A 23,039-nucleotide genomic window follows, 5' to 3' on the forward strand; every position below is an offset into this window, starting at 1 on the left:
CATGCTTGTAGCCGCCGCAGCCTGCCCCTGTCCGCCGCTGCTCGTGCCCGGGATCGCCGCCGGGGCGGCGCCCGAGCTGGCCGCCGCGCGAGACGCGTGCGCGGACGCGCTCGGCGTGCTCGCGGCCTCCCGGCCCGACGTGCTGTTCGTCGTCGGCCCCGCCGAGGACGACCAGCACGGGACGTACCCCGAGGGGACACCGGGCTCGTTCCACGGGTTCGGCGTGGACCTCGGCGTCCGTCTCGGGCGGGGCGGCACGGCGCCGGCGTCCGCGCAGCGCGCGCTTCCGCCCTCGCTCGCCGTCGCCGCCTGGCTGCTGGAGCGCACGGACTGGTCCGACGCCCCGGTCGCCGGTCTCGCGGTGGCGGAGACGTTCACGGCCGAGCGGTGCCGGAGTGCCGGAGCGGAGGCCGCGGGACGGGCGGCGCGGGTGGCCCTCCTGGTGATGGGCGACGGCAGCGCGTGCCGGACGCTGAAGGCGCCCGGTTACCTCGACGAGCGCGCTGCCGGCTTCGACGCGGAGGTCGCCCGAGCGCTGGGGACGGCGGACGTCGCCGCCCTGCGGACGCTGGACGCAGGGCTCGCCCGCGAGCTGAAAGCCTCCGGACGCGCCCCCTGGCAGGTCCTCGCGGGCGCGGCCGAGGACGCGGAGCTGGGCGGCGCCCTGCTGTACGAGGACGCGCCCTACGGGGTGGGGTACATGGTGGCGGCCTGGTCGTAGCGCCGCACCGGAACGGCCGCCCGCCCGCGGACACGGCGGACGGCCGGGAGCCCTGGGCGCTCCGCGGCCGTCCGCCGATGTGTGCCGTTCAGAACGTGGGGGGCGGTGGTGGTGCGTCCGGCGGAGGCATGGTGCCGCCGTCCTTGTGCGCCAGCCGGTCCATGGCGCCCTTCGCCTTGCCCGTGCCCGTCTGGATCTTGTCGCTGTACTTGCCCTTGGTCTTCTCGTCGACCACCCTGGCGGCCTTGTCGAGACCGTGGGTGACCTTGTCCCCGTGCTGCTGCGCGAGGTCCGAGACCTTGTCCTTGGCAGGTGCGAGCTTGGCTTTCAGATTGTCCAGGAGACTCATGGTCCACCTTCCCTCGCGGGACAGTTACTTACGGGCGCCCTCGCCGGCCCCGTTGTCGGCGGCCTTCTCGGCGGTCTGCTGCTGAGGGATCTCGACGTCCTCCGAAGCCGTGGCCCCCGTCGCCACGTGAGCCGCCTCGGCCTTGCGGCCGCACTCGACCGTGTTCTCGCCCTCGGGCGATCCCGCGGCCTCCTCCGTCACCGGCTCCGCCACGCCGTCGGCGTCCGCCGGGGGCTCGGCACCGGCCGTGACGTCGGCGTCGGTCGTCGTGACCTCGGCGTCGGTCGTCGTGACGTCGGCGTCGGTCCCGGCATCGGATTCGGCCGTCCGGGTGCCGGCCGGCACCTCGGCGGTCGACGCCTCCTCCGCAGTCCTCGACCTCCTGAGAAGTCGTGCAAAAACGCCCATATCCACTCCATACGTTACTCGTGAGGACGAAATTCCGCGTCACCCGGTGCGTCCCATTGCGCCGCCCGGGGCGCCGGTCCTCGAAAACCGGCGGCCGGAACCTCGCAACAGGCAACGACCCCGAACCTGTGGCGTCACGCGGCTCGTCGGAGGAGGGCCCCCGGGTTTGCGAGACTGGGGCGGTGAGCAGCGCACCCCCCGCCCCCCGAGTCATCGCCGTCGTCGGACCGACCGCGGCAGGAAAGTCCGACCTGGGCGTTTTTCTCGCCCGCCGTCTCGGAGGCGAGGTCGTCAACGCCGACTCCATGCAGTTGTACCGAGGGATGGACATCGGCACCGCCAAGCTGACGTCCGAGGAGCGGGCCGGGATTCCCCACCACCTGCTGGACATCTGGGACGTGACCGTCACGGCCAGCGTCGCCGAGTACCAGCGGCTCGCCCGCGCCCGAATCGACGCCCTGCTCGCCGAGGGCCGCTGGCCGGTCCTGGTCGGCGGCTCCGGGCTGTATGTGCGCGGCGCCGTCGACAAGATGGAATTCCCCGGCACCGACCCCGAGGTGCGTGCGCGCCTGGAGGAGGAGCTCGGGCTGCGCGGCTCGGGCGCGCTGCACGCGCGACTGGCCGTTGCCGACCCCGAGGCCGCCCAGGCGATCCTGCCCAGCAACGGCCGCCGCATCGTGCGCGCGCTGGAGGTCATCGAGATCACCGGCAAGCCCTTCACCGCCAATCTCCCCGGCCACGACTCGGTGTACGACACCGTCCAGATCGGTGTCGACGTCACGCGGCCCGAGCTGGACGAGCGGATCGCCCGCCGCGTCGACCGGATGTGGGAGGCCGGCCTCGTCGACGAGGTGCGGGAGCTGGAGGCGCGGGGCCTGCGCGAGGGGCGCACGGCGTCGCGCGCGCTCGGGTACCAGCAGGTGCTCGCGGCGCTCGCCGGGGAGTGCACCGACGCCGAGGCGCGCGCCGAGACCGTACGCGCCACCAAGCGCTTCGCACGACGTCAGGATTCATGGTTCCGGCGCGATCCCCGGGTGCACTGGCTCAGCGGTGCCGCGGCGGACCTCACGGAACTTCCACAACTCGCGCTGGCGTTGGTCGAACGACCGGTCACAGCCTGATCACGTCATGGCATCGGGACGCTCCGGCCGCCATCGGGGCCTCCGGCGCCGTGCCATCATCGAGCTTCGATCGACAATGTGGAGTCCGAGTTGGGAGGGCGCGTGGCGATGGAGGCCGGCCCTCGCAACACCGCACAGGACGCGGAGCAGGACACCGCGCAGGAGCAGCAGCGACCGCGGGGCCTCGACGGGGACCTGCTGAGCCTCGACGGGGACCCGGTGGGCCACGACGAGCGGCCGCTCTCCGACGGCGATCCGCTGATCTCCGACGGACCCGAGGAACCTCCGGGCGGTGTCACCGCCGACGGGCCGGGGCCGGACGAGATGTCCCCGGGACCCGAGGTCGAGGTCGAACTGCGTCCGCAGCGCCTGCTGCGTATCTGGCAGCTCGCGCCGATCGTCGTCCTGGCCGCGACGGGCTCGCTGATGTTCGCGTTCCCGCTGGCCTTCGAATTCGGCGACGGCGGTGCCGTGGTCGCCATGCTCGGCCTGCTGATCTGTCTGTGCGCCGCCGGCTGGGGCATGATGGCCGGCCGCCGCGTGGGCTACACCCTGCCTGGTTTCCCCGCGCGCGGCTCCGGCCGCCGCCTGGACTGGCGCGTCGTGCTCGCGTACGTCGTGGTGGTCGCCGCGGTGGCGGTGCTCGCCGTGGGACGCGTGGCCCGGCTGCGCTGATCCGCCGGGGGCGGGTACCCGGCGCGGACGGAGCGCCGGACCGACCCCGTACGATCGAGGAATGAGCACGCGGATCGCCTTCCTCAAGGGCCACGGGACCGAGAACGACTTCGTGATCGTCCCCGACCCGGAGAACGCCGTCGACCTGCCCCCGGCCGCCGTGGCCGCCCTGTGCGACCGCCGCGCGGGCATCGGCGGCGACGGTCTGCTGCACGTCGTACGGTCCGCCGCGCACCCCGAGGCCGCGGAGATGGCGGCCGAGGCGGAGTGGTTCATGGACTACCGCAACGGCGACGGCTCGGTCGCGGAGATGTGCGGCAACGGAGTGCGTGTGTTCGCGCACTACCTCCAGCGGGCCGGACATGTGGCCGAGGGGGACATCACGGTGGCCACGCGCGCGGGCGTGAAGCGCGTGCACCTCGCCAAGAACGGGGACGTCACCGTCGGCATGGGCAAGGCGGTCCTGCCCGCGGGGGACGTCACCGTGAGCGTCGGCGAGCACAGCTGGCCCGCGCGGAACGTGAACATGGGCAACCCGCACGCCGTCGCGTTCGTCGAGGACCTCGGCCAGGCGGGCAACCTGTTCACACCGCCGCCCGTCACGCCCGCGTCGGCCTACCCGGACGGGGTGAACGTCGAGTTCGTGGTCGACCGGGGCCCGCGCCATGTCGCCCTGCGCGTCCACGAGCGCGGCTCCGGCGAGACGCGTTCGTGCGGCACGGGCGCCTGCGCGGTGGCCGTCGCCGCGGCCCGCCGCGACGGCGCCGACCCGGCCGTCACCGGGACTCCGGCGACGTACACCGTCGACGTGCCCGGCGGACGCCTGGTGATCACCGAGCTTCCGGACGGCGGGATCGAGATGACCGGCCCCGCGGTGATCGTGGCCGAGGGCGAGATCGACGCGGAGTGGCTGGCCGCCGTCCGGCTCTGACCGAACGCCTCGTCACCTCGTCGCGCGAGCTGCCGCACGCCCGCGGGACGCGCCCGCGGGACGCGCCCACGGGACGCGCCCACGGGACGCGCCCGCGTCTGGTCCGACGAGGTGTCGCACAACTCCGCGCGGTCCACTGCCGTGACCCCTGGTCCGACGCGCTGCCGTGACCCCTGGTCCGACGCGGTGTCGCGTCGCCCGGCCCCTCCCGGAACCTCGAAACCGCAAACCCCTGAACCTTCGCTCGAATGGGTGATCCGTTTCACGCTCGGCGAGAGGTGGTCAGCCGGGCGTGGTGGGCTCGGTAGCATCAAGCACCGGCCCGGACGGGGGATCGACACCAACCCCTGAGCCGAGTACGCCATGGGCACCCCGTCCGCCGGTCTACGCAGCCGGAGGTGCCCATGAGTGCGGAGGCGACGAATCCCGCGACGCCAGGCCCTGCAACGCCCTCCCCCCAGCGCGCGGTTCCGCTGGAGCAGGGGGGATCGGCGGCGCGCAGGAAGGGCCGCCCGCGGATCGACCTGCGCCGCCTCGGCCGGGCCGCGCTGCTCGGCCCCACCGCTCGTGACCGGCTGCCCGACGCGATCGGCCACGTCGCCGAGGCCCACCGCGCCCACCACGCCGACGCGGACATGGAACCGCTGCGCCGGGCGTACGTGCTGGCGGAGTCCTCGCACCGGGGCCAGATGCGCAAGAGCGGAGAGCCGTACATCACCCACCCGCTCGCGGTGACCCTGATCCTCGCCGAACTCGGCGCGGAGACCACGACGTTGACCGCGTCCCTGCTCCACGACACCGTCGAGGACACGGAAGTGACGCTCGATCAGGTGCGTGCGGAGTTCGGTGACGAGGTCTGCTATCTCGTGGACGGCGTCACCAAGTTGGAGAAGGTCGACTACGGAGCCGCCGCCGAACCCGAGACCTTCCGCAAGATGCTCGTCGCGACCGGCAACGACGTCCGCGTGATGTCGATCAAACTCGCCGACCGGCTGCACAACATGCGGACCCTCGGTGTGATGCGCCCCGAGAAACAGGCCCGGATCGCCAAGGTGACCAGGGACGTCCTGATCCCGCTCGCCGAACGCCTCGGTGTCCAGGCGCTGAAGACCGAGCTCGAGGACCTCGTCTTCGCGATCCTGCACCCCGAGGAGTACGAGCACACCAGGGAGTTGATCGTCGACAACGCGTCGCGTGCCGGCGACCCGCTCGCGGCGATCGCCGAAGAGGTGCGCGGTGTCCTGCGCGAAGCCGGGATCCAGGCCGAAGTCCTCATCCGGCCAAGGCACTTCGTCTCCGTGCACCGCGTGTCGCGCAAGCGCGGGCCCATGCGCGGCGCGGACTTCGGGCGAATCCTGGTGCTCGTGAACGAGGACGCCGACTGCTACGGCGTCCTCGGTGAACTGCACACCTGTCTCACGCCGGTGGTGTCGGAGTTCAAGGACTTCATCGCGGTCCCCAAGTTCAACCTGTACCAGTCGCTGCACACGGCCGTGGCGAGCGGCGACGGCCAGGTGGCCGAAGTCCTCATCCGCACGCACCAGATGCACAAGGTCGCCGAGGCCGGCGTCATCGCCCTCGGCAACCCCTACACCGCTCCCGCGGAGGAGCAGACGGACGGCGACGGCGAGCGGGCGGCGGACGGCGAGCGGGTCGACCCCACCCGCCCCGGCTGGCTCTCCCGGCTCCTCGACTGGCAGCAGGGCGCCCCCGACCCGGACACCTTCTGGTCCACCCTGCGCGAGGACCTCGCCCAGGACCGCGAGATCACCGTCTTCCGCGCCGACGGCGGCTCGTTGGGCCTGCCCGAGGGCGCCAGCTGTGTGGACGCCGCCTACGCGCAGTACGGCGAGGACGCGCACGCCTGTATCGGCGCCCGGGTCAACGGGCGGCTCGCGACGCTGAGCACGGTGCTCAAGGACGGCGACACCGTGCAGCTCCTCATGGGGCAGGACCCGGCCTCGGAACCCTCCAGGGAGTGGCTGGAGCACGCCCACACGCCCGCCGCCCGGATCGCCATCCAGCGCTGGCTGGCCGCGCACCCCTCGCCCCCCGACAAAGCGCCGCCCGAAGAGCCCGCCGCGGCGCCCAGACCGGCCGCCGAGGCACCCGCGGCCCGCCCCGCCGCGAACGCCGTCGTCGAGCAGCCGGGCGCCTCCGTACGCCTCGCGGGCTGTTGCACCCCCGTACCGCCCGACCGCGTGACCGGATTCGCCGTACGCGGGGGAGTGGTGACCGTGCACCGCGTCGAGTGCGCCGGGGTGGCGCGGATGAAGGGCGCGGGACGCGCGGAGGTCGAAGTGAGCTGGGGCGACACCACCGAGTGCCGTGTCACGCTGGTCGCCGAGTCCTTCGGGCGCCCCCATCTCCTCGCCGACCTCACCGAAGCCATCGCCCTGGAGGGCGCCGCGATCGTCTCCGCGACCGTCGAACCCCCCAGCCAGCAGCGCGTACGCCACACCTACACGCTCCAACTCCCGGACGCGGCCCGCCTCCCCAGGCTGATGCGGGCGATGCGGAACGTGCCGGGCGTGTACGACGTGAGCAGGGCGCAACACGCGGCGGCCGCCGCGCAGTAGCACACGTTCGGGTGGGCCCGGAGCGCGTCGCCACCGCGACGGCGACGACCGCTGGTAGCGGTGGTCCATGCTGCTCACCCCCCGCCCCAGGACCGACCACCCCAGCACGTCCGGCGCCCCGGGCACGACGACACCCGCCCCCACCGCACCCGGCGCCACGCCCCCCGGCTCCCGGAGCCGCCGCGTCCGGGCGGCACTGCTCGCCTCCGCCGTCTCCGTCTGCCTGGTCGCCGCGAGTGCCCCGTCCCCGGTGACGCCCCTGGGCATCGGCGACCGGCTCTTCCCGCACCTGGGCAATCCCGGGTACGACGTCACGTCGTACGACCTCTCCTTCGACTACACCGGCAAGAACACCGAACCGCTGGCGGCCGTCACGACGATCGACGCCGTGACGTCGCGCCGCCTCGAGCGCGTCAACCTCGACTACGCGCACGGCACGGTGGGATCGGTCGAGGTCAACGGGGAACCCGCGGCGTTCACGAACGCCGGGGAGGATCTGGTGGTGACCCCCGCACGACCGGTGCCCGCCGGCGGCTGGATGCGGATCACCGTGCGCCACCACAGCGACCCGGCGGTCCGCGGCAACCAGGACGGCGGCTGGGTGCGGACCAAGGACGGGCTCGCCATGGCCAACCAGGCCGACGCCGGCCATCTCGTCTTCCCGTGCAACGATCACCCCTCCGACAAGGCGATGTTCACCATCCACGTCACCGCGCCCGAGGGATACACGGCCGTGGCCAACGGTCTGCCCACCGGGGTGGTCCGCGCCCCCGGGGCCACCACGTGGACGTACCGCACCCAGCACCCCATGGCCACCGAGCTGACCCAGGTCTCCATCGGCCGCTCCACGGTCCTGCACCGCACCGGCCCGCACGGACTGCCGGTGCGCGACGTCGTCCCCACCAAGGACCGCGAGCGGCTCGAACCGTGGCTCAGGAAGACTCCCGGCCAGATCGCCTGGATGGAGCGCAAGGTCGGCCGGTACCCCTTCGAGACGTACGGCCTGCTGATGGCCCAGGCGCAGACCGGCTTCGAACTCGAGACACAGACGCTCTCCCTCTTCGAGCGGGAGCTCTTCACCCAGCCCGCCTACCCCAAGTGGTACGTCGAGTCGATCATGGTGCACGAGCTGTCGCACCAGTGGTTCGGCGACAGTGTCACTCCGCGTGACTGGTCGGACCTGTGGCTCAACGAAGGGCATGCCACCTGGTACGAGGCCCTGTACGCGCAGGAGAAGGGCAAGAAGCCCATGGAGACCCGGATGAAGGCGGCCTACCGCGCGTCAGACGCCTGGCGTGCCGCCGGCGGCCCGCCCGCGGCACCGAAGGGGCCCAGGCCGGGCCAGAAGATCAGCATCTTCCGGCCGAACGTCTACGACGGCGCCGCGCTCGCCCTGTACGCGTTGCGCCAGGAGATCGGACAGTCCGCCTTCGAACGCCTGGAGCGGGCCTGGGTCGCCGTCCACCGGGACGGCACGGCCTCGACCGCGGACTTCGTGCGGCTCGCCTCCAGCATCGGCAACCGCGACCTGAGCGGCTTCTTCCAGGCGTGGCTGTACGGAAAGAGGACACCCCCGATGCCCGGTCACCCGGACTGGAGGAGTGACGCCCCGAAGGCCCCCAAGGGCGCCCGGTAACTCGCATGACGAGACGGGCCGTGCCGTGCGACCATCTCCAGGTCGGCGGCGCGGCCCCCGCGGAGGGTCGGCCCGGTGGAATCGGGGAATCTCCCGGTCGCGCCGGACGTTGTTCCCACAGACGGGCGCTGTCCGTCGCCGACCCGGTGTCGCCAGTGACGCACCGGAGCACCCATCGACGTAAGGATCCAATGACCTCCTCTTCTTCCCCTTCCCAGGACGCGCAGAGCCTCGCGCAGAACTACCCCGAAGGTCTTCGGGCCGATGCCCTGATGGAAGAGGACGTCGCCTGGAGCCACGAGATCGACGGAGAACGGGACGGCGACCAGTTCGACCGCTCCGAGCGCGCGGCCCTGCGCCGTGTCGCCGGCCTCTCCACCGAACTCGAGGACGTCACCGAGGTCGAGTACCGACAGCTCCGCCTGGAGCGCGTCGTCCTCGTCGGTGTCTGGACCTCGGGAACCATCCAGGACGCGGACAACTCGCTCGCCGAGCTGGCCGCCCTGGCGGAGACCGCGGGCGCGCTCGTGCTCGACGGTGTCGTCCAGCGCCGCGACAAGCCCGACGCGGCCACGTACATCGGATCCGGCAAGGCCAACGAGCTGCGGGACATCGTCCTGGAGACCGGCGCCGACACCGTGATCTGCGACGGTGAGCTGAGCCCCGGCCAGCTGATCCACCTCGAGGACGTCGTCAAGGTCAAGGTCATCGACCGTACGGCCCTGATCCTCGACATCTTCGCCCAGCACGCCAAGTCCCGTGAGGGCAAGGCGCAGGTCGCGCTCGCGCAGATGCAGTACATGCTGCCGAGACTGCGCGGCTGGGGTCAGTCGCTGTCCCGTCAGATGGGCGGCGGCAAGGGCGGCGGCCTCGCCACCCGTGGTCCCGGTGAGACCAAGATCGAGACGGACCGGCGCCGTATCCGCGAGAAGATGGCGAAGATGCGCCGGGAGATCGCGGACATGAAGACCGGCCGCGAGATCAAGCGCCAGGAGCGGCGCAGGAACAAGGTGCCCTCGGTCGCCATCGCCGGTTACACCAACGCCGGCAAGTCCTCCCTGCTCAACCGCCTGACCGGCGCGGGCGTCCTGGTCCAGAACGAGCTGTTCGCCACCCTGGACCCGACCGTGCGCCGTGCCGAGACGCCCAGCGGGCGGATCTACACCCTCGCGGACACCGTCGGCTTCGTACGGCACCTGCCGCACCACCTGGTCGAGGCGTTCCGTTCCACGATGGAGGAGGTCGGCGACTCCGACCTGATCCTGCACGTGGTCGACGGATCGCACCCGGCGCCGGAGGAGCAGCTGGCCGCCGTGCGCGAGGTCATCCGTGACGTCGGCGCCACCGGCGTCCCCGAGATCGTCGTGATCAACAAGGCGGACGCGGCCGACCCGCTGGTCCTCCAGCGCCTGATGCGGAACGAGACGCGCTCCATCGCGGTCTCGGCCCGCACCGGCCTGAACATCGACGAGCTGCTCGCGCTGATCGACAACGAGCTGCCCCGCCCCTCGGTCGAGATCGAGGCGCTCGTGCCGTACACACACGGCAGGCTGGTCGCGCGTGCCCACTCCGAGGGCGAGGTGATCTCCGAGGAGCACACCCCGGAGGGCACGCTGCTCAAGGTGCGGGTCCACGAGGAACTGGCGGCGGACCTCGCGCCGTACGTTCCGGCGCCGGCGTTCTAGCTCCACCCGGTGCGCCCGGGTTCCGGGCACCCCGGTCCCGTGCACGTACGAAGGCCCGCCCCCTCGCGCAGGGGGCGGGCCTTCGTACGTGTGGCGCCGCGGGCACCGGTCCCGGCAGCGCCTACCGGCCGCCGTACGTCCCGCTCACGCCCGTCGCCCTACCGTCCCGCGAACTTCTTGCTCACCGAGTCGTACACACCCTTGGCCACATCGCCCAGGTGCGGGCCGGCCAGCCAGCCCGCGCTGACCGGGCCGATCGAGGTGTTGGAGACCAGCGCGGGCTTGCCGTCCGGGCCGGCGGCCACCCAGCCGCCGCCCGAGGAGCCGCCGGTCATGGTGCAGCCGATGCGGTACATCGTCGGATCGGCCTGGGCGACCGAGAGCCGGCCGGGCCTGTCCGTGCACTGGTACAGCTTCTGGCCGTCGAACGGCGCCGCCGCCGGGTAGCCCGTCGCCGTGATGCTCGAGACCTTCGGTACGGCCGGGGCGTTGAAGTCCACCGAGAGCGCGGCGCCGACCGTCTCCTCGAGGGACTTGCCGTCGCCGCCCTTCTCGGGCGTCACGTGCAGCACGGCGTAGTCGTACGGCGCGCCCTGACCGCCCGTGGGGCCGCCCCCTTCGATCCACTGGTCCGAGGTCTGCGCCCAGTCGCTCCACCAGACACCGTACGGAGCGACCTCCGTCCGGTCGGCGTTCTGCAGCTCGGCGGACGACTTGCCGGCGCTGTTGTACGAGGGCACGAAGGCGATGTTGCGGTACCAGCCGCCCTTCTTGCCGGCGTGCACGCAGTGGCCGGCGGTCCACACGAGGTTCGACTTGCCCGGGTGCGCCGGGTCCTCGACCACGGTCGCCGAGCAGACCATGGTGCCCTCGGGGGAGTCGAAGAACACCTTCCCCGCCTCGGGCACGCTGTCGTGGTAGGCGGGGCTCACGGCCTTCGCCGCCACCGGATCGGGGGTCGGATCGGTGACGCCCTGGTCACCGGAGAGGTCGTTCTCGTCGACGCCCTTGTTCTTGTCCGGGTCGTCGGCGCCGCGCATCCGGTCCGGGTTCCACAGCCCCTTGATGATGGGGTTGACGAAGTCGTTGGCCTCGCGCAGCCAGTCGTCCCTGTTCCAGTTCTTCCAGGCGCCGTTCTTCCACTTGTCGATGTCGATCCCGTGCTCTTTGAGCTTGTTCTTGATGTCGTCCGGGATCTTGATCTTGTCGTCGCCGTTCTGCGACGCCGGCGTGCTGGGCCGGTCGCCCGCCGTACTGCTGCCCGAGTCGCAGGCGGTGGCGGTCAGCGTCAGCGCCGCGGCCAGGCCGACCGCGGCCAGGACGGGGGAGGTCGTGCGGCGCGCGCTCCCGCCGCGACGGGCGGTGAAGGGCGGGCGTATGGATGGCATGGTGTAACTCCCCCTGGACGTAAGAGAACTTGTCAGGATCCGCCGGTCCGGAACACCTGGCACGGGACCGCGGGCGTCGACCGGCCGGCCGGAACCGGCGATCGTTCGATATCGCTGAACGGCACCACACACTATGCGCTCGCTGTAGGGGACATCCCACGGAACGGCAACGGTTCCGTCACGGCAAGGATCTTCGCCGCACCCGCTTCCCCACGCCGGTCACGTCGTTGATACGTACGGGGGGCCTGCACCGTGCGTTCAGAACCCCCCGCCAACTCGCGTCTGCACAGCGGGAGGACCTGAAGTCGTGGCGGTGACCGAGTCTGCGGTGGTGCCGGTGGGGCGCGAGCCCGAAGAGACGCGGGAGGGTTCGCCGGGCGTCTCCGAGGGGGCGCACGCGGCGCACGAGGGGATTCTGCGGCGCCAGTCGGCGCGCGAATCGGCGGCGCGCACCTATGCGCGCGCCCTGCCGATCGTTCCCGTACGGGCACGCGGGCTGACCATCGAGGGTGCGGACGGGCGCCGTTACCTCGACTGTCTCTCCGGGGCGGGGACGCTGGCCCTCGGCCACAACCACCCGGTCGTCCTGGAGGCGATCAGGAAAGTCCTCGACTCCGGGGCGCCGTTGCACGTCCTCGACCTCGCCACACCCGTCAAGGACGCCTTCACCACCGAGCTGTTCCGCACCCTGCCACCGGAGTTCGCCGCACGCGCGCGGGTGCAGTTCTGCGGACCGGCCGGGACCGACGCCGTCGAGGCCGCGTTCAAACTGGTGCGCGCGGCCACCGGACGCACCGGAATACTCGCGTTCACCGGCGCCTACCACGGGATGACCGCGGGGGCGCTCGAGGCGTCCGGCGGCGCGAGCGAGGTCAGGGTCGGCCGCCTGCCCTACCCCCAGGACTACCGCTGCCCCTTCGGCATCGGCGGCGAGCGTGGCGCCGAACTCGCCGCGCGCTGGACCGAGTCCGTGCTCGACGACACCAAGTCGGGCGTGCCCCACCCCGCCGGGATGATCCTCGAACCCGTCCAGGGCGAGGGCGGGGTGATTCCCGCGCCGGACGCCTGGATGCGGCGGATGCGCGAGATCACGGCGGCCCGGTCCATCCCGCTGATCGCGGACGAGGTCCAGACGGGAGTCGGTCGGACCGGCACCTTCTGGGCGGTGGAGCACAGCGGGATCACCCCGGACGTGATGGTCCTGTCCAAGGCCATCGGCGGCAGCCTGCCGCTGGCCGTCATCGTCTACCGCGACGACCTCGACGTCTGGCAGCCGGGCGCCCACGCGGGCACATTCCGCGGCAACCAACTCGCCATGGCCGCGGGCACGGCGACCCTCGCGTACGTACGCGAGAACCGACTGGCGGAGCGCGCCGCGACCCTGGGCACCCGCATGATCGCCGAACTCCGCCGCCTCGCCGGGGAGTTCTCCTGCATCGGCGACGTACGGGGCCGCGGGCTCATGATCGGTGTCGAGCTGGTGCGGCCCGAGGCGCCGTCGGACCCCGCAGCCGACGGACCCCGGCCCGCCGCGCCGGAACTCGCCGCCGCCGTGCAGCGCGCGTGCCTGCGCCGCGGCCTGATCGTCGAACTGGGCGGCCGGCACGCCAGCGTCGTGCGGCTTCTGCCACCCCTGACGATCACCGACGAACAGGCGGCCGCGGTACTCGACCGGCTCGCGGACGCCGTGGGCGCGGTGGCGCGAGGGGGATCGGGCTGAGGGGGCGCGCCGACCGGTCCCCGGTCCGGCCCCGTCCCGGCGGGCTCGTCGCCGCCCCGCACACCGCCCGGCCCCGGCCCGACGACGTCCGCGGCCACCGCCCCCGGCAGCCGTAAAAGGCGAAGAGCCCACGCCCCCAGGTACCGCCCCGACCCGTCGCCGCACGAGTCCGAACGACCCCACGAGGATCTCTCTTGAACGCCACCCCCGCACCCGACGGCCGTTTCGTCACCCCCGAGCGAGCGGGGCGTGGCCCGCACACCCCGCTCGCCGCGAATGCCGAATCGGTCCCCCGGCAGATGGGAGGGGCCCGGCGGGCCGAGCGGCTGCGCGGCGCCACCACCGACCCGCTGGAGCACCCCGTCGCGCACACCGCGGCCCAGGCGGCGGCGGTGGAGAACCTGCTGCGCTGCTGGGTACGGGAGAACGACCTCGCCGCGCCCGTGGACGGCACGCTGCGCATCCCCCTCCCGGCCAGCGGAACGGCCCTGCTGGTCCCGGTCCACTACTGGTCCCCGACGGGCTGGCACCGTTTCGGGCTCCCGTATCTCGCCGACGCCCCCGAGGGAGCACCGCCCGCCGACGCGGTCACGGTGGCGGCACTCCTCGCGCGCCAGTCGGCGCCGGGCACCGGGACGGCGTCCACCATCGGCGGGGCACCGGCAGACGATGCGGCGCCGACGTCCGGAACGGACCGTGCGCCGGCGTCCGCCACGACTTCCGCGCCCACGTCGGGCATGGCGTCCGCGCCCACGTCGGGCATGGCGTCCGCGCCCACGTCGGGCATGGCGTCCGCGCCCACGTCCGACATGGGCGGCGGTGCCCGCACCGACATGGGCGGCGGTGCCCGCACCGGCACCGGCACCGGCACCGGCACCGGCATCGACACCGGCATCGACGCCGGCATCGCGCGCGGTACGGATTCCGCGCTCCCGTGCGTCACGGATCCCGCTCCCGCCCACCACCCCGTCGGTGACGGATCCGACCTGGTCGGACGGGTCGCCGACTCCGTACGCCGGACCGTGGCGTTCCTCAGCGACCGCAGAGAGCGGCCCGCCGACACCTCCGACCTCTTTCTCGCGGCCGAGCAGGCGCTCCTGCTGGGCCACCCCCTGCACCCCACCCCGAAGAGCCGGGAGGAACTCTCCGAGGCCGAGATGCCGCTGTACTCACCCGAGTTGCGCGGTTCGTTCCCGTTGCACTGGATGGCGGTCGCCCCCTCGCTGCTGGCGTCCGACTCGGCGTGGACGGAGCGGGGACGCCCCGTCAGCGCACAGCAGCTCGCCGTCCGGCTGGCCGGGGCCGGCCTGCCGCTGCCCGACGGGTACGCCGCCCTGCCGCTGCACCCCTGGCAGATGGGCGAGGTCCGGCACCGCCCCGGGACCGCGGCCCTGCTCGACGCGGGGCTGCTCCAGGATCTCGGCCCGTACGGCTCCCCCTGGCACCCCACGTCCTCCGTCCGAACCCTCTACCGCCCCGGCGCCCCCGCGATGCTGAAGCTGTCGCTGGGCCTGCGGATCACCAACTCCCGCCGGGAGAACCTCCGTAAGGAACTCCACCGCGGTGTCGAGGTCCACCGGCTGCTGCGCGGCGGCCTGTCCAAGCAGTGGCAGGCCGCCCACCCGGGCTTCGACATCGTCCGCGACCCGGCCTGGCTCGCCGTCAACGCCCCCGACGGCACTCCCCTGACCGGCCTCGACGTGATGATCCGGCACAACCCCTTCGGCCCCACGGACGACGTCGGCTGCGTCGCCGGGCTCGTCTCGCCCCGGCCGTACCCCCAGCCCGGCGCACGGGCCGACGCCGAGCCGAGGCCCGTCATGCGGTCCCGGCTCGCCGAGATCGTCACCCGGCTGGCCGGCCGCGCCGGCCGGTCCCGTGGAGCCGTCGCCACCGAGTGGTTCCTGCGCTACCTGGAACACGTCGTCCGCCCCGTGCTCTGGCTGGACGGCGAAGTCGGAATCGCGCTGGAGGCCCACCAGCAGAACACCCTGGTCGTGCTCGACCGCGAGGGATGGCCCGTCGGCGGCCGCTACCGCGACAACCAGGGCTACTACTTCCGCGCGTCACGACGCGCGGAGCTCGACGCCCGGCTGCCCGGCATCGGTGTGCGCAGCGACACCTTCGTCTGCGACGAGGTCACCGACGAACGCTTCGCCTACTACCTCGCCATCAACAACGTGTTCGGCCTCATCGGCGCGTTCGGCTCCCAACACCTCGCCGAGGAGCGCCTGTTGCTCGCCGCGTTCCGCCGCTTCCTCACCGAGGCGGCGGCGGGCCCGGGGCGCCTCGACACGCCGCTGCCGTCCCTCCTGCTCGACTCGGCCGTTCTGCGCTGCAAGGCCAACCTGCTCACCCGGCTGCACGGCCTCGACGAACTCGTCGGCCCGGTCGACACCCAGTCCGTCTACGTCACCGTCACCAACCCCCTTCGTTCCTGAAGGACTTGACCCACCCCGTCTCCTGAGAGGAGCGTCGCCGTGCCTCCCACCGATGCGAGCGCCGACGCCGGTACCGCCCCCGACACCGATCCCGGCGCGGACCCGTACCCCGGGCCGGGCACGGACTGCGAGGACACTCTCGACCTGCGCCTGCCCGACGAGCTGATCGCCCTGTTCGGCGGCACACCCGCGCCGGTCGAGCGCGGCGGGCCGGTCGAGCCGATCAGCTCGGCGGGGTCGGTCGCGTCGGCAGGACCGGCTCACTCGGCCGAGTCGGTCGGCCCGGTCGGCCCGGTCGGTTCAGCCGGTTCAGCCGGGGAATCCCGGGGAGACGGCCGATCCGGGGAGGCCCACGCCCACTCCCGCGCGTCCGGGGCACCAGCGGTCGGCGGAAGCCGGCCCGGCGGGGACCGTGCGGGCGACGCCGGAGACCACCGCGCCGCGGGCGCGGCCCACTCCGCTTCCGTCGGTCCAGCCCGTGAGGACCTGCTCGGCGGCATCGGCGACTGGGGTCCGACCAGCACCCCCGTGGGCACCTTCCAGCTGGTTCCGGTACGAGTCGAACGCGATCTCCCACTCGTCACCCGATGGATGAACGACCCCGCCGTCTCGGCCTTCTGGGAGCTCGCGGGCCCCGAGTCGGTGACCGAGGAGCATCTGAACCGACAGCTCGCCGGCGACGGACGCAGCGTGCCCTGCATCGGCCTGCTGGAAGACACCCCCATGAGCTACTGGGAGATCTACCGCGCGGACCTCGACCCACTCGCCCGCCATTACCCCGCCCGCCCGCACGACACGGGAGTCCATCTGCTCATCGGCGGAGTCGCCCACCGCGGGCACGGTCTCGGCTCGGCCCTGCTCAGAGCCGTCGCCGATCTCGTACTGGACCGGCGTCCCGCCTGCGCACGGGTCGTGGCCGAACCCGATCTGCGCAACATCCCCTCCGTCTCCGCCTTCCTGAGCGGGGGCTTCCGGTTCTCCGCCGAGGTCGAACTGCCCGGCAAGAAGGCGGCACTCATGATGCGCGACCGGGCCCTGCGCGACCTGATGTAGATCCGTCACTCTCCGTACTCCACTCGTCCCGTCCCGGTTCCCCGTCGAGGAGTCCCCGTGCCGAATCCGTCCGCAAGCCCGGCCTCCGAAGGACTGTCCGCCCTGTACGACCCGCCCGAGCTGCGCGAGGACCGCTGGGAGCAGGCCGGCCGTCGACTGCTCGCGAAGATGATCGGGGAGTTCGCGCACGAGGAGATCGTCCGGCCGGAACAGGGTCACCCACGTCCATCGGCGCATCGCGACTCCCCGCACCCCGACGCTCCCCACGCCGGCGCCCTTCGCCCCTACACCCTCCGGCTCGACGCCGGCGACAGCCTCTCCTTCCGCGCCCGCCGCCTCTCGTACGACAGCTGGCGTGTCGACCCCGCCTCGCTCACCCTCACCGAAGAGGGGAAGGAACCGTGTCCGTTCACCGACCCGCTCGGCTTCCTCACCCGGGCCCGCGGCACGCTGGAACTGGACGGCGCGACGCTGGGCCACGCCCTGCGCGAGCTCAGCACGACACTCGCCGCGGACGTGCGCCTCGACCGTGACGCCCGTACGGCCGCCGAATTAGCCGACCTCGGGTACGCCGAGCTGGAGGGCCATCAGACCGGCCACCCCTGGATCGTGCTCAACAAGGGACGCCTCGGCTTCTCCGCGCGGGACGCCGCCGCCTGGGCCCCCGAGGCCCGCCGGGCCACGCCCCTTCCCTGGATCGCGGTGCACACGACGCTGGCCACCTACCGAGGCGTCGGCGGCCTCGACACCGCCGAACAGCTCTACGCACGCGAACTGGCCCCCGCCACCCGCGGGGCCTTCGACGAGGTCCTCCGCACCCGCGGGCTCGCACCGGAGTCGTACCTCTATCTGCCCGTCCACCCGTGGCAGTGGGACGACGTCGTGCTCCCGCTGTTCGCGCGGCACGTCGCCGCGGGGGCGATCGTGCCCCTGCCCTCCGACGGTGATCTGCGCCTGCCCCAGCAGTCGATCCGCACCTTCCTCAACGTCTCGCGCCCGGACCGGCACACGGTGAAGCTTCCGCTGTCCGTCCTCAACACGCTGGTGTGGCGGGGCCTCCCCACGAAACGCACGCTCGCGGCCCCCGCCGTCACCGCCTGGATGCGGACCCTGCGGGACGCCGACCCGTTCCTGCGCGACACCTGCGGGGTGATCCTGCTCGGCGAGGTCGCCTCGGTCACCGTCCACCACCCCGTGTACGACGGCCTCCCCGAAGTGCCTTACCAGTACCGGGAACTGCTCGGCGCGATCTGGCGCGAGCCGGTCTCACGGCACCTCGCACCCGGCGAGCGTGCCCGCACCCTGGCCGCCCTCCTGCACACCGACCCCCAGGGCCGCGCCTTCACGGCGGAGCTGGTCGCCCGCTCGGGTCTCGCCCCCAGGGCCTGGCTGCGCCGCCTCTTCACCGCGCTCCTGCCGCCGCTCCTGCACTTCCTCTACCGGTACGGCACGGTGTTCAGTCCGCACGGGGAGAACGCGATCGTCGTCTTCGACAACCACGACGTACCGGTCCGACTCGCCGTGAAGGACTTCGTCGACGACATCAACGTGAGCGCGGATCCACTGCCCGAACACTCCTCCATGCCGGACGAGGTGCGCGAGGTGCTGCTGTCCGAGCCGCCGGCCTTCCTGACCCAGTTCATCCACTCGGGGCTCTTCGTCGGGGTCTTCCGCTATCTCGCGCCGCTCTGCGAGGAACAACTGGGTGTTCCGGAGGCCGAGTTCTGGTCACTCGTCCGCGCCGAGGTCGTCCGCCACCAGACCCGCTTCCCCGAGCTCAAGGAACGTCACGAGACGTTCGACCTGCTCACTCCGCGTATCCAGCGGCTGTGCCTGAACCGCAACCGGCTGCATCTCGACGGATACCGCGACCGCTCCGAGCGCCCGCACGCCGCCGTGCACGGCACCGTGCCGAACCCCCTTCACGCGTCGTGATCACCCGCCCCGCGCCCGTGCTCACGACCCGTCCCGCGATCGTCCTGATCGTGTCCGTCCACCGGGCCGTGATCGCCCGGTTGTCAGTGGAGCCCCGTAGGCTGGCATCGCTATGACAGAGCCCTCACTCCCCGAACTCCTGCACGCCGCCGTCACCGCCGTCGGTGGCACGGAGCGCCCTGGTCAGGTGACCATGGCCGAAGCCGTCGCGGGTGCCATCGACGACAGCTCCCACCTGCTGGTGCAGGCGGGCACCGGCACCGGAAAGTCCCTCGGCTATCTGGTGCCCGCGCTCGCCCACGGGGAGCGCGTCGTCGTGGCGACCGCCACCCTGGCGCTCCAGCGGCAGCTCGTGGAGCGTGATCTTCCACGGACCGTCGACGCGCTGCATCCCCTGCTGCGCCGCCGCCCCGAGTTCGCGATGCTCAAGGGCCGGTCGAACTACCTGTGCCTGCACCGGCTGCACGAGGGTGTGCCGCAGGAGGAGGAAGAGGGCCTCTTCGACCAGTTCGAGGCCGCCGCGCCCACCAGCAAACTGGGCCAGGACCTGCTGCGTCTGCGGGACTGGTCGGACGAGACCGAGACCGGTGACCGCGACAACCTCACGCCGGGCGTCTCCGACCGCGCCTGGAGCCAGGTGTCCGTGTCGTCCCGGGAGTGCCTGGGCGCGAGCAAATGCGCCTATGGAGCGGAGTGCTTCGCCGAGATGGCCCGCGAGCGCGCCAAGCTCGCCGAGGTCGTCGTCACCAACCACGCGCTGCTCGCGATCGACGCCATCGAGGGCGCACCGGTCCTCCCGCAGCACGAGGTGCTGATCGTCGACGAGGCCCATGAGCTGGTCTCCCGGGTCACCGGCGTCGCGACCGGCGAGCTCACCCCCGGCCAGGTCAACCGCGCCGTCCGGCGCGCCGCGAGGCTCGTCAACGAGAAGGCGGCCGACCAGCTGCAGACCGCCGCCGAGGGCTTCGAGCGGCTGATGGAGCTGGCGCTTCCCGGTCGTCTGGAGGAGATCCCGGAGGATCTCGGATACGCGCTGATGGCGCTGCGTGACGCCGCGCGCACGGTGATCTCCGCGATCGGCTCCACCCGCGACAAGTCCGTCCAGGACGAGGACGCGGTCCGCAAGCAGGCCCTCGCCGCGGTGGAGTCGGTCCATGACGTGGCGGAGCGCATCTCCAACGGCTCCGAATGGGACGTCGTCTGGTACGAGCGCCACGACCGCTTCGGCGCGTCGCTGCGGGTGGCCCCCATGTCGGTGTCCGGTCTCCTCAGGGAGAAGCTCTTCTCGGACCGGTCGGTCGTCCTGACGTCGGCCACCCTGAAGCTCGGCGGCGACTTCAACGGGGTGGGGGCGTCGCTGGGGCTCGCCCCGGAGGGCACCGAGGGCGAGGACCTCCCGCAGTGGAAGGGCGTCGACGTCGGCTCGCCCTTCGACTACCCCCGGCAGGGCATTCTGTACGTGGCCAAGCACCTGGCACGCCCCGCGCGTGACGGCGACCGCGGCGACATGCTGGACGAGCTCACCGAACTGATCCAGTCCGCCGGGGGCCGCACGCTGGGCCTGTTCTCCTCGATGCGGGCCGCCCAGCTCGCGGCGGAGGAGCTGCGCACGCGCATCCCCGAGTACCCCATCCTGCTGCAGGGCGAGGAGACGCTCGGCGAGCTGATCAAGAACTTCGCGGCCGACCCGAAGACCTGTCTGTTCGGCACGCTCTCGCTCTGGCAGGGCGTGGACGTCCCCGGTGCCAGCTGTCAGCTGGTCGTCATGGACAAGATCCCGTTCCCGCGCCCGGACGACCCGCTGATGAGCGCCCGCCAGAAGGCCGTCGAGGACAAGGGCGGCAACGGCTTCATGGCCGTCGCCGCCACGCACGCCGCGCTGCTGATGGCGCAGGGCGCCGGCCGCCTCGTACGCGCCACGGGGGACCGCGGTGTGGTGGCGGTGCTGGACCAGCGCCTGGCCACGGCTCGCTACGGCAGCTATCTCAAGGCCTCGCTGCCCGACTTCTGGTACACGACGGACCGCAACCAGGTCCGGCGGTCGCTCACGGCGATCGACGAGGCGGCGCGCAAGGCGGAGGACGCGGTGCACGAGCAGAAGGCGGAGGAGGCGGAGACGCCGGGGCCGGCCGAGGAGGCGTAGCGGCTGCATGCCGGCGGCCGGTCGTGCCGGCGGCCGGTCGGTTCGGGCGGTGCTCCGGTGGAGTCGAGGGCCTGGTTCGAGCGGTGCCCAGGTGGAGTCGAGGGCGTCGGATGCCCGGGTCGCCACGATCGACGGACACCTCGAGGTCACCGTCGAGGTGTATCGAGGCCGGCGCGCCTTGAGGGTCAGCGTCGAGGTGTATCGAGGCCGGCGCGCGGGTGTGAGACGCCGGGGCGTTCCGCGGCCCGTACCGATCTCACCGGGCGCGGCCGCGGGGCCGCGCGGTGGAACGTGCAGGGCCCCGGAACCGGCGCAGTTGGTCCCGGGGCCCGGTCAGGGGCGGGGCGGACGGTGCCGCCCGGCGCGCGCTGTCACACTCGCCGCAGTACGGCCACCACCTTGCCCAGGATGGTCGCCTCGTCGCCGGGGATCGGCTGGTAGGCGGAGTTGTGCGGGAGCAGCCACACGTGGCCGTCCTCGCGCTTGAACCGCTTCACGGTGGCTTCGCCGTCCAGCATCGCGGCCACGATGTCGCCGTTCTCCGCGACGGGCTGGCGGCGGACCGTCACCCAGTCACCGTCACAGATGGCCGCCTCGATCATCGAGTCACCGACGACCTTGAGGACGAACAGCTCACCGTCACCCACCAGCTGCCGGGGGAGCGGGAAGACGTCCTCCACGGACTCCTCGGCCAGGATCGGGCCACCGGCGGCGATACGGCCCACGAGCGGGACGTATGACGCGGCCGGCTTGCCCGCGGTGTCCGTGGGCTGTGCCGAGGACTGGTCGGAGCCCCTGACCTCGTACGCGCGCGGGCGGTGCGGGTCTCGGCGCAGGAAGCCCTTGCGCTCCAGTGCCATCAGCTGGTGTGCGACCGAGGAGGTGCTGGAGAGGCCTACCGCCTGTCCGATCTCCCGCATCGACGGCGGGTAGCCGCGTCGCTGCACGGAGTCCCTGATGACCTCGATCACCCGGCGTTGCCTGTCGGTGAGTCCCGAGCTGTCCGCACGGATGCCTGGAGGTCGGCCCGGCAGGGAACGCTTGGGCCCCTCATGGTTCGTGGCTTCGTTCATCGCATGCACCGGCTCGAGTCGGCCCTGGGAGCGGTCCTGGGCAGTGATGGTGGCGCTGTCTGCGGTGGTGGTCACGTCGGCCCCTCTCGATGGTCTCCCTGCTGGACAACGGTAGTTGCTTTCGAAAGGTTGCGCCAAACACACGTTCGAGTGAAAAAACGCGGATTGCCCCACGCGATCATGTGGCTAGGTGTATGGCTGATGCCGCATCCGTCGGACAAAAGGTCTCATTGCTGTACTCTTCAGCGCCGAGGCGATGACCGTGCCGGCGGATGTGGGCCGCGCCCCAGTCTGCCATCCGGCACCCCGTCCGGCGGGTACCGACCCCCCGTCCGCGCGCTGACCACGGTATCCCCGTGTGTCCGGGATCGGTACGCCCGTGCGGCACATGCCCATACGTGCGCGACACGCGCGCCCTGGGCGAATTTACGGGTCGATCCCCACATCTAGTGGTTGGATTGCCGGAGCGGCCCAGAAGTTGTGGTCCCCCGGGTCTTCGAGCCTCCGGTCATCGCCTATGCTTGGGGCTGCTCCGAGAGGCCCGTGAGGTCTCGCGGGGTCTATGAGTCGTGCTGTGAAGGAGGGTTGGAGCCATGCACTGCCCCTTCTGCAGGCACCCCGACAGCCGCGTCGTCGACAGTCGTACGACCGATGACGGCACGTCGATCCGCAGGCGCCGCCAGTGCCCCGACTGCTCCCGTCGTTTCACGACCGTGGAGACGTGCTCGCTGATGGTGGTCAAGCGGTCCGGCGTCACCGAGCCCTTCAGTCGTACCAAGGTCATCAACGGCGTGCGCAAGGCGTGCCAGGGGCGGCCCGTCACCGAGGACGCGCTCGCCCAGCTCGGCCAGCGGGTCGAGGAGGCGGTGCGAGCCACCGGAAGCGCCGAACTGACCACCCACGACGTGGGGCTGGCCATACTCGGCCCGTTGCAGGAACTCGACCTCGTCGCCTATCTGCGGTTCGCGTCCGTCTACCGGGCGTTCGACTCGCTCGAGGACTTCGAGGCCGCCATCGTGGAACTCAGGGAGACGGGGCGCTGCCCCGCCGCGGGGAACGAGGGAGGCGCGGGCGCCGCGGACGCGGAGCGCCCGGAATGCGACCGCGGGTCCGGAGGGACCGTCCAGGTCCCTGTGCCCGCCACCGCCGCCGACTGACGGGAAGGCCGGCTCGGGCCGGCC

At 72.3% G+C, this 23,039-nt stretch carries 17 protein-coding genes; 13 read left to right on the top strand and 4 right to left on the bottom strand.

What is annotated here, in order from left to right:
* Position 1: 1 nt before the first annotated feature.
* Complete coding sequence (locus ACFVTC_RS38060) at positions 2-721, top strand: class III extradiol dioxygenase subunit B-like domain-containing protein (RefSeq protein ID WP_390133649.1); 720 nt, start codon at positions 2-4, stop codon at positions 719-721.
* Positions 722-809: 88 nt separating this feature from the next.
* On the opposite strand, the gene ACFVTC_RS38065 is transcribed toward ACFVTC_RS38060, so the two are convergent.
* Both ACFVTC_RS38065 and ACFVTC_RS38070 read right to left on the bottom strand, forming a co-directional pair.
* On the bottom strand, positions 810-1,070 hold the full coding sequence (locus tag ACFVTC_RS38065) for an antitoxin (protein ID WP_168530545.1): 261 nt from the start codon (positions 1,068-1,070) through the stop codon (positions 810-812).
* A gap of 24 nt (positions 1,071-1,094) precedes the next feature.
* On the bottom strand, positions 1,095-1,478 hold the full coding sequence (locus ACFVTC_RS38070; protein ID WP_390133652.1) for a hypothetical protein: 384 nt from the start codon (positions 1,476-1,478) through the stop codon (positions 1,095-1,097).
* Between the two features lie 182 nt (positions 1,479-1,660).
* On the opposite strand from ACFVTC_RS38070, the gene miaA reads away from it, so the two are divergent.
* The 6 genes from miaA (at position 1,661) to hflX (ending at position 10,105) form a co-directional block, all read left to right on the top strand.
* The gene (gene miaA / locus ACFVTC_RS38075) at positions 1,661-2,599 is read left to right on the top strand and encodes a tRNA (adenosine(37)-N6)-dimethylallyltransferase MiaA (protein ID WP_390133654.1); all 939 of its coding nucleotides are present in this window, start codon (positions 1,661-1,663) and stop codon (positions 2,597-2,599) included.
* Between the two features lie 108 nt (positions 2,600-2,707).
* Positions 2,708-3,274 carry a hypothetical protein gene (locus ACFVTC_RS38080; protein ID WP_390133719.1) on the top strand — a complete coding sequence of 189 codons (567 nt, stop codon included), beginning with the start codon at positions 2,708-2,710 and terminating at the stop codon, positions 3,272-3,274.
* A 61-nt stretch (positions 3,275-3,335) separates the two neighbouring features.
* Positions 3,336-4,205 (top strand): diaminopimelate epimerase, encoded by an 870-nt coding sequence (gene dapF / locus ACFVTC_RS38085; protein ID WP_390133655.1) that lies wholly within the window; start codon positions 3,336-3,338, stop codon positions 4,203-4,205.
* A 404-nt stretch (positions 4,206-4,609) separates the two neighbouring features.
* Entirely contained in the window at positions 4,610-6,784 is a 2,175-nt protein-coding gene (locus ACFVTC_RS38090; RefSeq protein ID WP_390133657.1) for a RelA/SpoT family protein, read from the top strand.
* A gap of 67 nt (positions 6,785-6,851) precedes the next feature.
* Positions 6,852-8,420, top strand: coding sequence for a M1 family metallopeptidase (locus ACFVTC_RS38095; protein WP_390133659.1), 1,569 nt, complete (start codon positions 6,852-6,854; stop codon positions 8,418-8,420).
* Between the two features lie 191 nt (positions 8,421-8,611).
* The gene (hflX, locus tag ACFVTC_RS38100) at positions 8,612-10,105 is read left to right on the top strand and encodes a GTPase HflX (protein ID WP_390133661.1); all 1,494 of its coding nucleotides are present in this window, start codon (positions 8,612-8,614) and stop codon (positions 10,103-10,105) included.
* A gap of 158 nt (positions 10,106-10,263) precedes the next feature.
* Here the strand turns inward: hflX and ACFVTC_RS38105 are convergent, their stop codons facing one another.
* Positions 10,264-11,493 carry a trypsin-like serine peptidase gene (locus tag ACFVTC_RS38105; RefSeq protein ID WP_390133663.1) on the bottom strand — a complete coding sequence of 410 codons (1,230 nt, stop codon included), beginning with the start codon at positions 11,491-11,493 and terminating at the stop codon, positions 10,264-10,266.
* Between the two features lie 337 nt (positions 11,494-11,830).
* Here ACFVTC_RS38105 and ACFVTC_RS38110 point away from each other — a divergent pair, with 337 nt between their 5' ends.
* The 5 genes from ACFVTC_RS38110 to ACFVTC_RS38130 all read left to right on the top strand — a co-directional run bounded on the left by ACFVTC_RS38110 (position 11,831) and on the right by ACFVTC_RS38130 (position 20,785).
* On the top strand, positions 11,831-13,213 hold the full coding sequence (locus ACFVTC_RS38110; protein WP_390133721.1) for a diaminobutyrate--2-oxoglutarate transaminase family protein: 1,383 nt from the start codon (positions 11,831-11,833) through the stop codon (positions 13,211-13,213).
* 194 nt (positions 13,214-13,407) lie between these two features.
* The gene (locus ACFVTC_RS38115) at positions 13,408-15,654 is read left to right on the top strand and encodes an IucA/IucC family protein (RefSeq protein WP_390133665.1); all 2,247 of its coding nucleotides are present in this window, start codon (positions 13,408-13,410) and stop codon (positions 15,652-15,654) included.
* A gap of 39 nt (positions 15,655-15,693) precedes the next feature.
* Entirely contained in the window at positions 15,694-16,707 is a 1,014-nt protein-coding gene (locus tag ACFVTC_RS38120) for a GNAT family N-acetyltransferase (protein WP_390133667.1), read from the top strand.
* 57 nt (positions 16,708-16,764) lie between these two features.
* The gene (locus ACFVTC_RS38125) at positions 16,765-18,642 is read left to right on the top strand and encodes an IucA/IucC family protein (RefSeq protein WP_390133669.1); all 1,878 of its coding nucleotides are present in this window, start codon (positions 16,765-16,767) and stop codon (positions 18,640-18,642) included.
* A 112-nt stretch (positions 18,643-18,754) separates the two neighbouring features.
* A complete protein-coding gene (locus tag ACFVTC_RS38130) occupies positions 18,755-20,785 on the top strand; it encodes an ATP-dependent DNA helicase (RefSeq protein WP_390133671.1) in 2,031 nt (676 codons plus the stop codon).
* A 371-nt stretch (positions 20,786-21,156) separates the two neighbouring features.
* On the opposite strand, the gene lexA is transcribed toward ACFVTC_RS38130, so the two are convergent.
* Entirely contained in the window at positions 21,157-21,933 is a 777-nt protein-coding gene (lexA, locus tag ACFVTC_RS38135; protein WP_168530554.1) for a transcriptional repressor LexA, read from the bottom strand.
* A gap of 518 nt (positions 21,934-22,451) precedes the next feature.
* Between lexA and nrdR the strand changes: the two genes are divergently transcribed.
* The gene (nrdR, locus tag ACFVTC_RS38140; protein ID WP_390133674.1) at positions 22,452-23,015 is read left to right on the top strand and encodes a transcriptional regulator NrdR; all 564 of its coding nucleotides are present in this window, start codon (positions 22,452-22,454) and stop codon (positions 23,013-23,015) included.
* Positions 23,016-23,039: the final 24 nt, after the last annotated feature.

Source organism: Streptomyces sp. NPDC057950, assembly GCF_042887295.1.
GTDB classification, from domain to species: domain Bacteria; phylum Actinomycetota; class Actinomycetes; order Streptomycetales; family Streptomycetaceae; genus Streptomyces; species Streptomyces kaempferi.

What these genes read in the sequence shown, in the direction of transcription:
- ACFVTC_RS38060 (WP_390133649.1), top strand. Translation starts at nt 2, where the DNA reads ATGCTTGTAGCCGCCGCAGCCTGCCCCTGTCCGCCGCTGCTCGTGCCC.
- ACFVTC_RS38065 (WP_168530545.1), bottom strand. Translation starts at nt 1,070, where the DNA reads ATGAGTCTCCTGGACAATCTGAAAGCCAAGCTCGCACCTGCCAAGGAC.
- ACFVTC_RS38070 (WP_390133652.1), bottom strand. Translation starts at nt 1,478, where the DNA reads ATGGGCGTTTTTGCACGACTTCTCAGGAGGTCGAGGACTGCGGAGGAG.
- ACFVTC_RS38080 (WP_390133719.1), top strand. Translation starts at nt 2,708, where the DNA reads ATGGAGGCCGGCCCTCGCAACACCGCACAGGACGCGGAGCAGGACACC.
- dapF (WP_390133655.1), top strand. Translation starts at nt 3,336, where the DNA reads ATGAGCACGCGGATCGCCTTCCTCAAGGGCCACGGGACCGAGAACGAC.
- ACFVTC_RS38090 (WP_390133657.1), top strand. Translation starts at nt 4,610, where the DNA reads ATGAGTGCGGAGGCGACGAATCCCGCGACGCCAGGCCCTGCAACGCCC.
- ACFVTC_RS38095 (WP_390133659.1), top strand. Translation starts at nt 6,852, where the DNA reads ATGCTGCTCACCCCCCGCCCCAGGACCGACCACCCCAGCACGTCCGGC.
- hflX (WP_390133661.1), top strand. Translation starts at nt 8,612, where the DNA reads ATGACCTCCTCTTCTTCCCCTTCCCAGGACGCGCAGAGCCTCGCGCAG.
- ACFVTC_RS38105 (WP_390133663.1), bottom strand. Translation starts at nt 11,493, where the DNA reads ATGCCATCCATACGCCCGCCCTTCACCGCCCGTCGCGGCGGGAGCGCG.
- ACFVTC_RS38130 (WP_390133671.1), top strand. Translation starts at nt 18,755, where the DNA reads ATGACAGAGCCCTCACTCCCCGAACTCCTGCACGCCGCCGTCACCGCC.
- nrdR (WP_390133674.1), top strand. Translation starts at nt 22,452, where the DNA reads ATGCACTGCCCCTTCTGCAGGCACCCCGACAGCCGCGTCGTCGACAGT.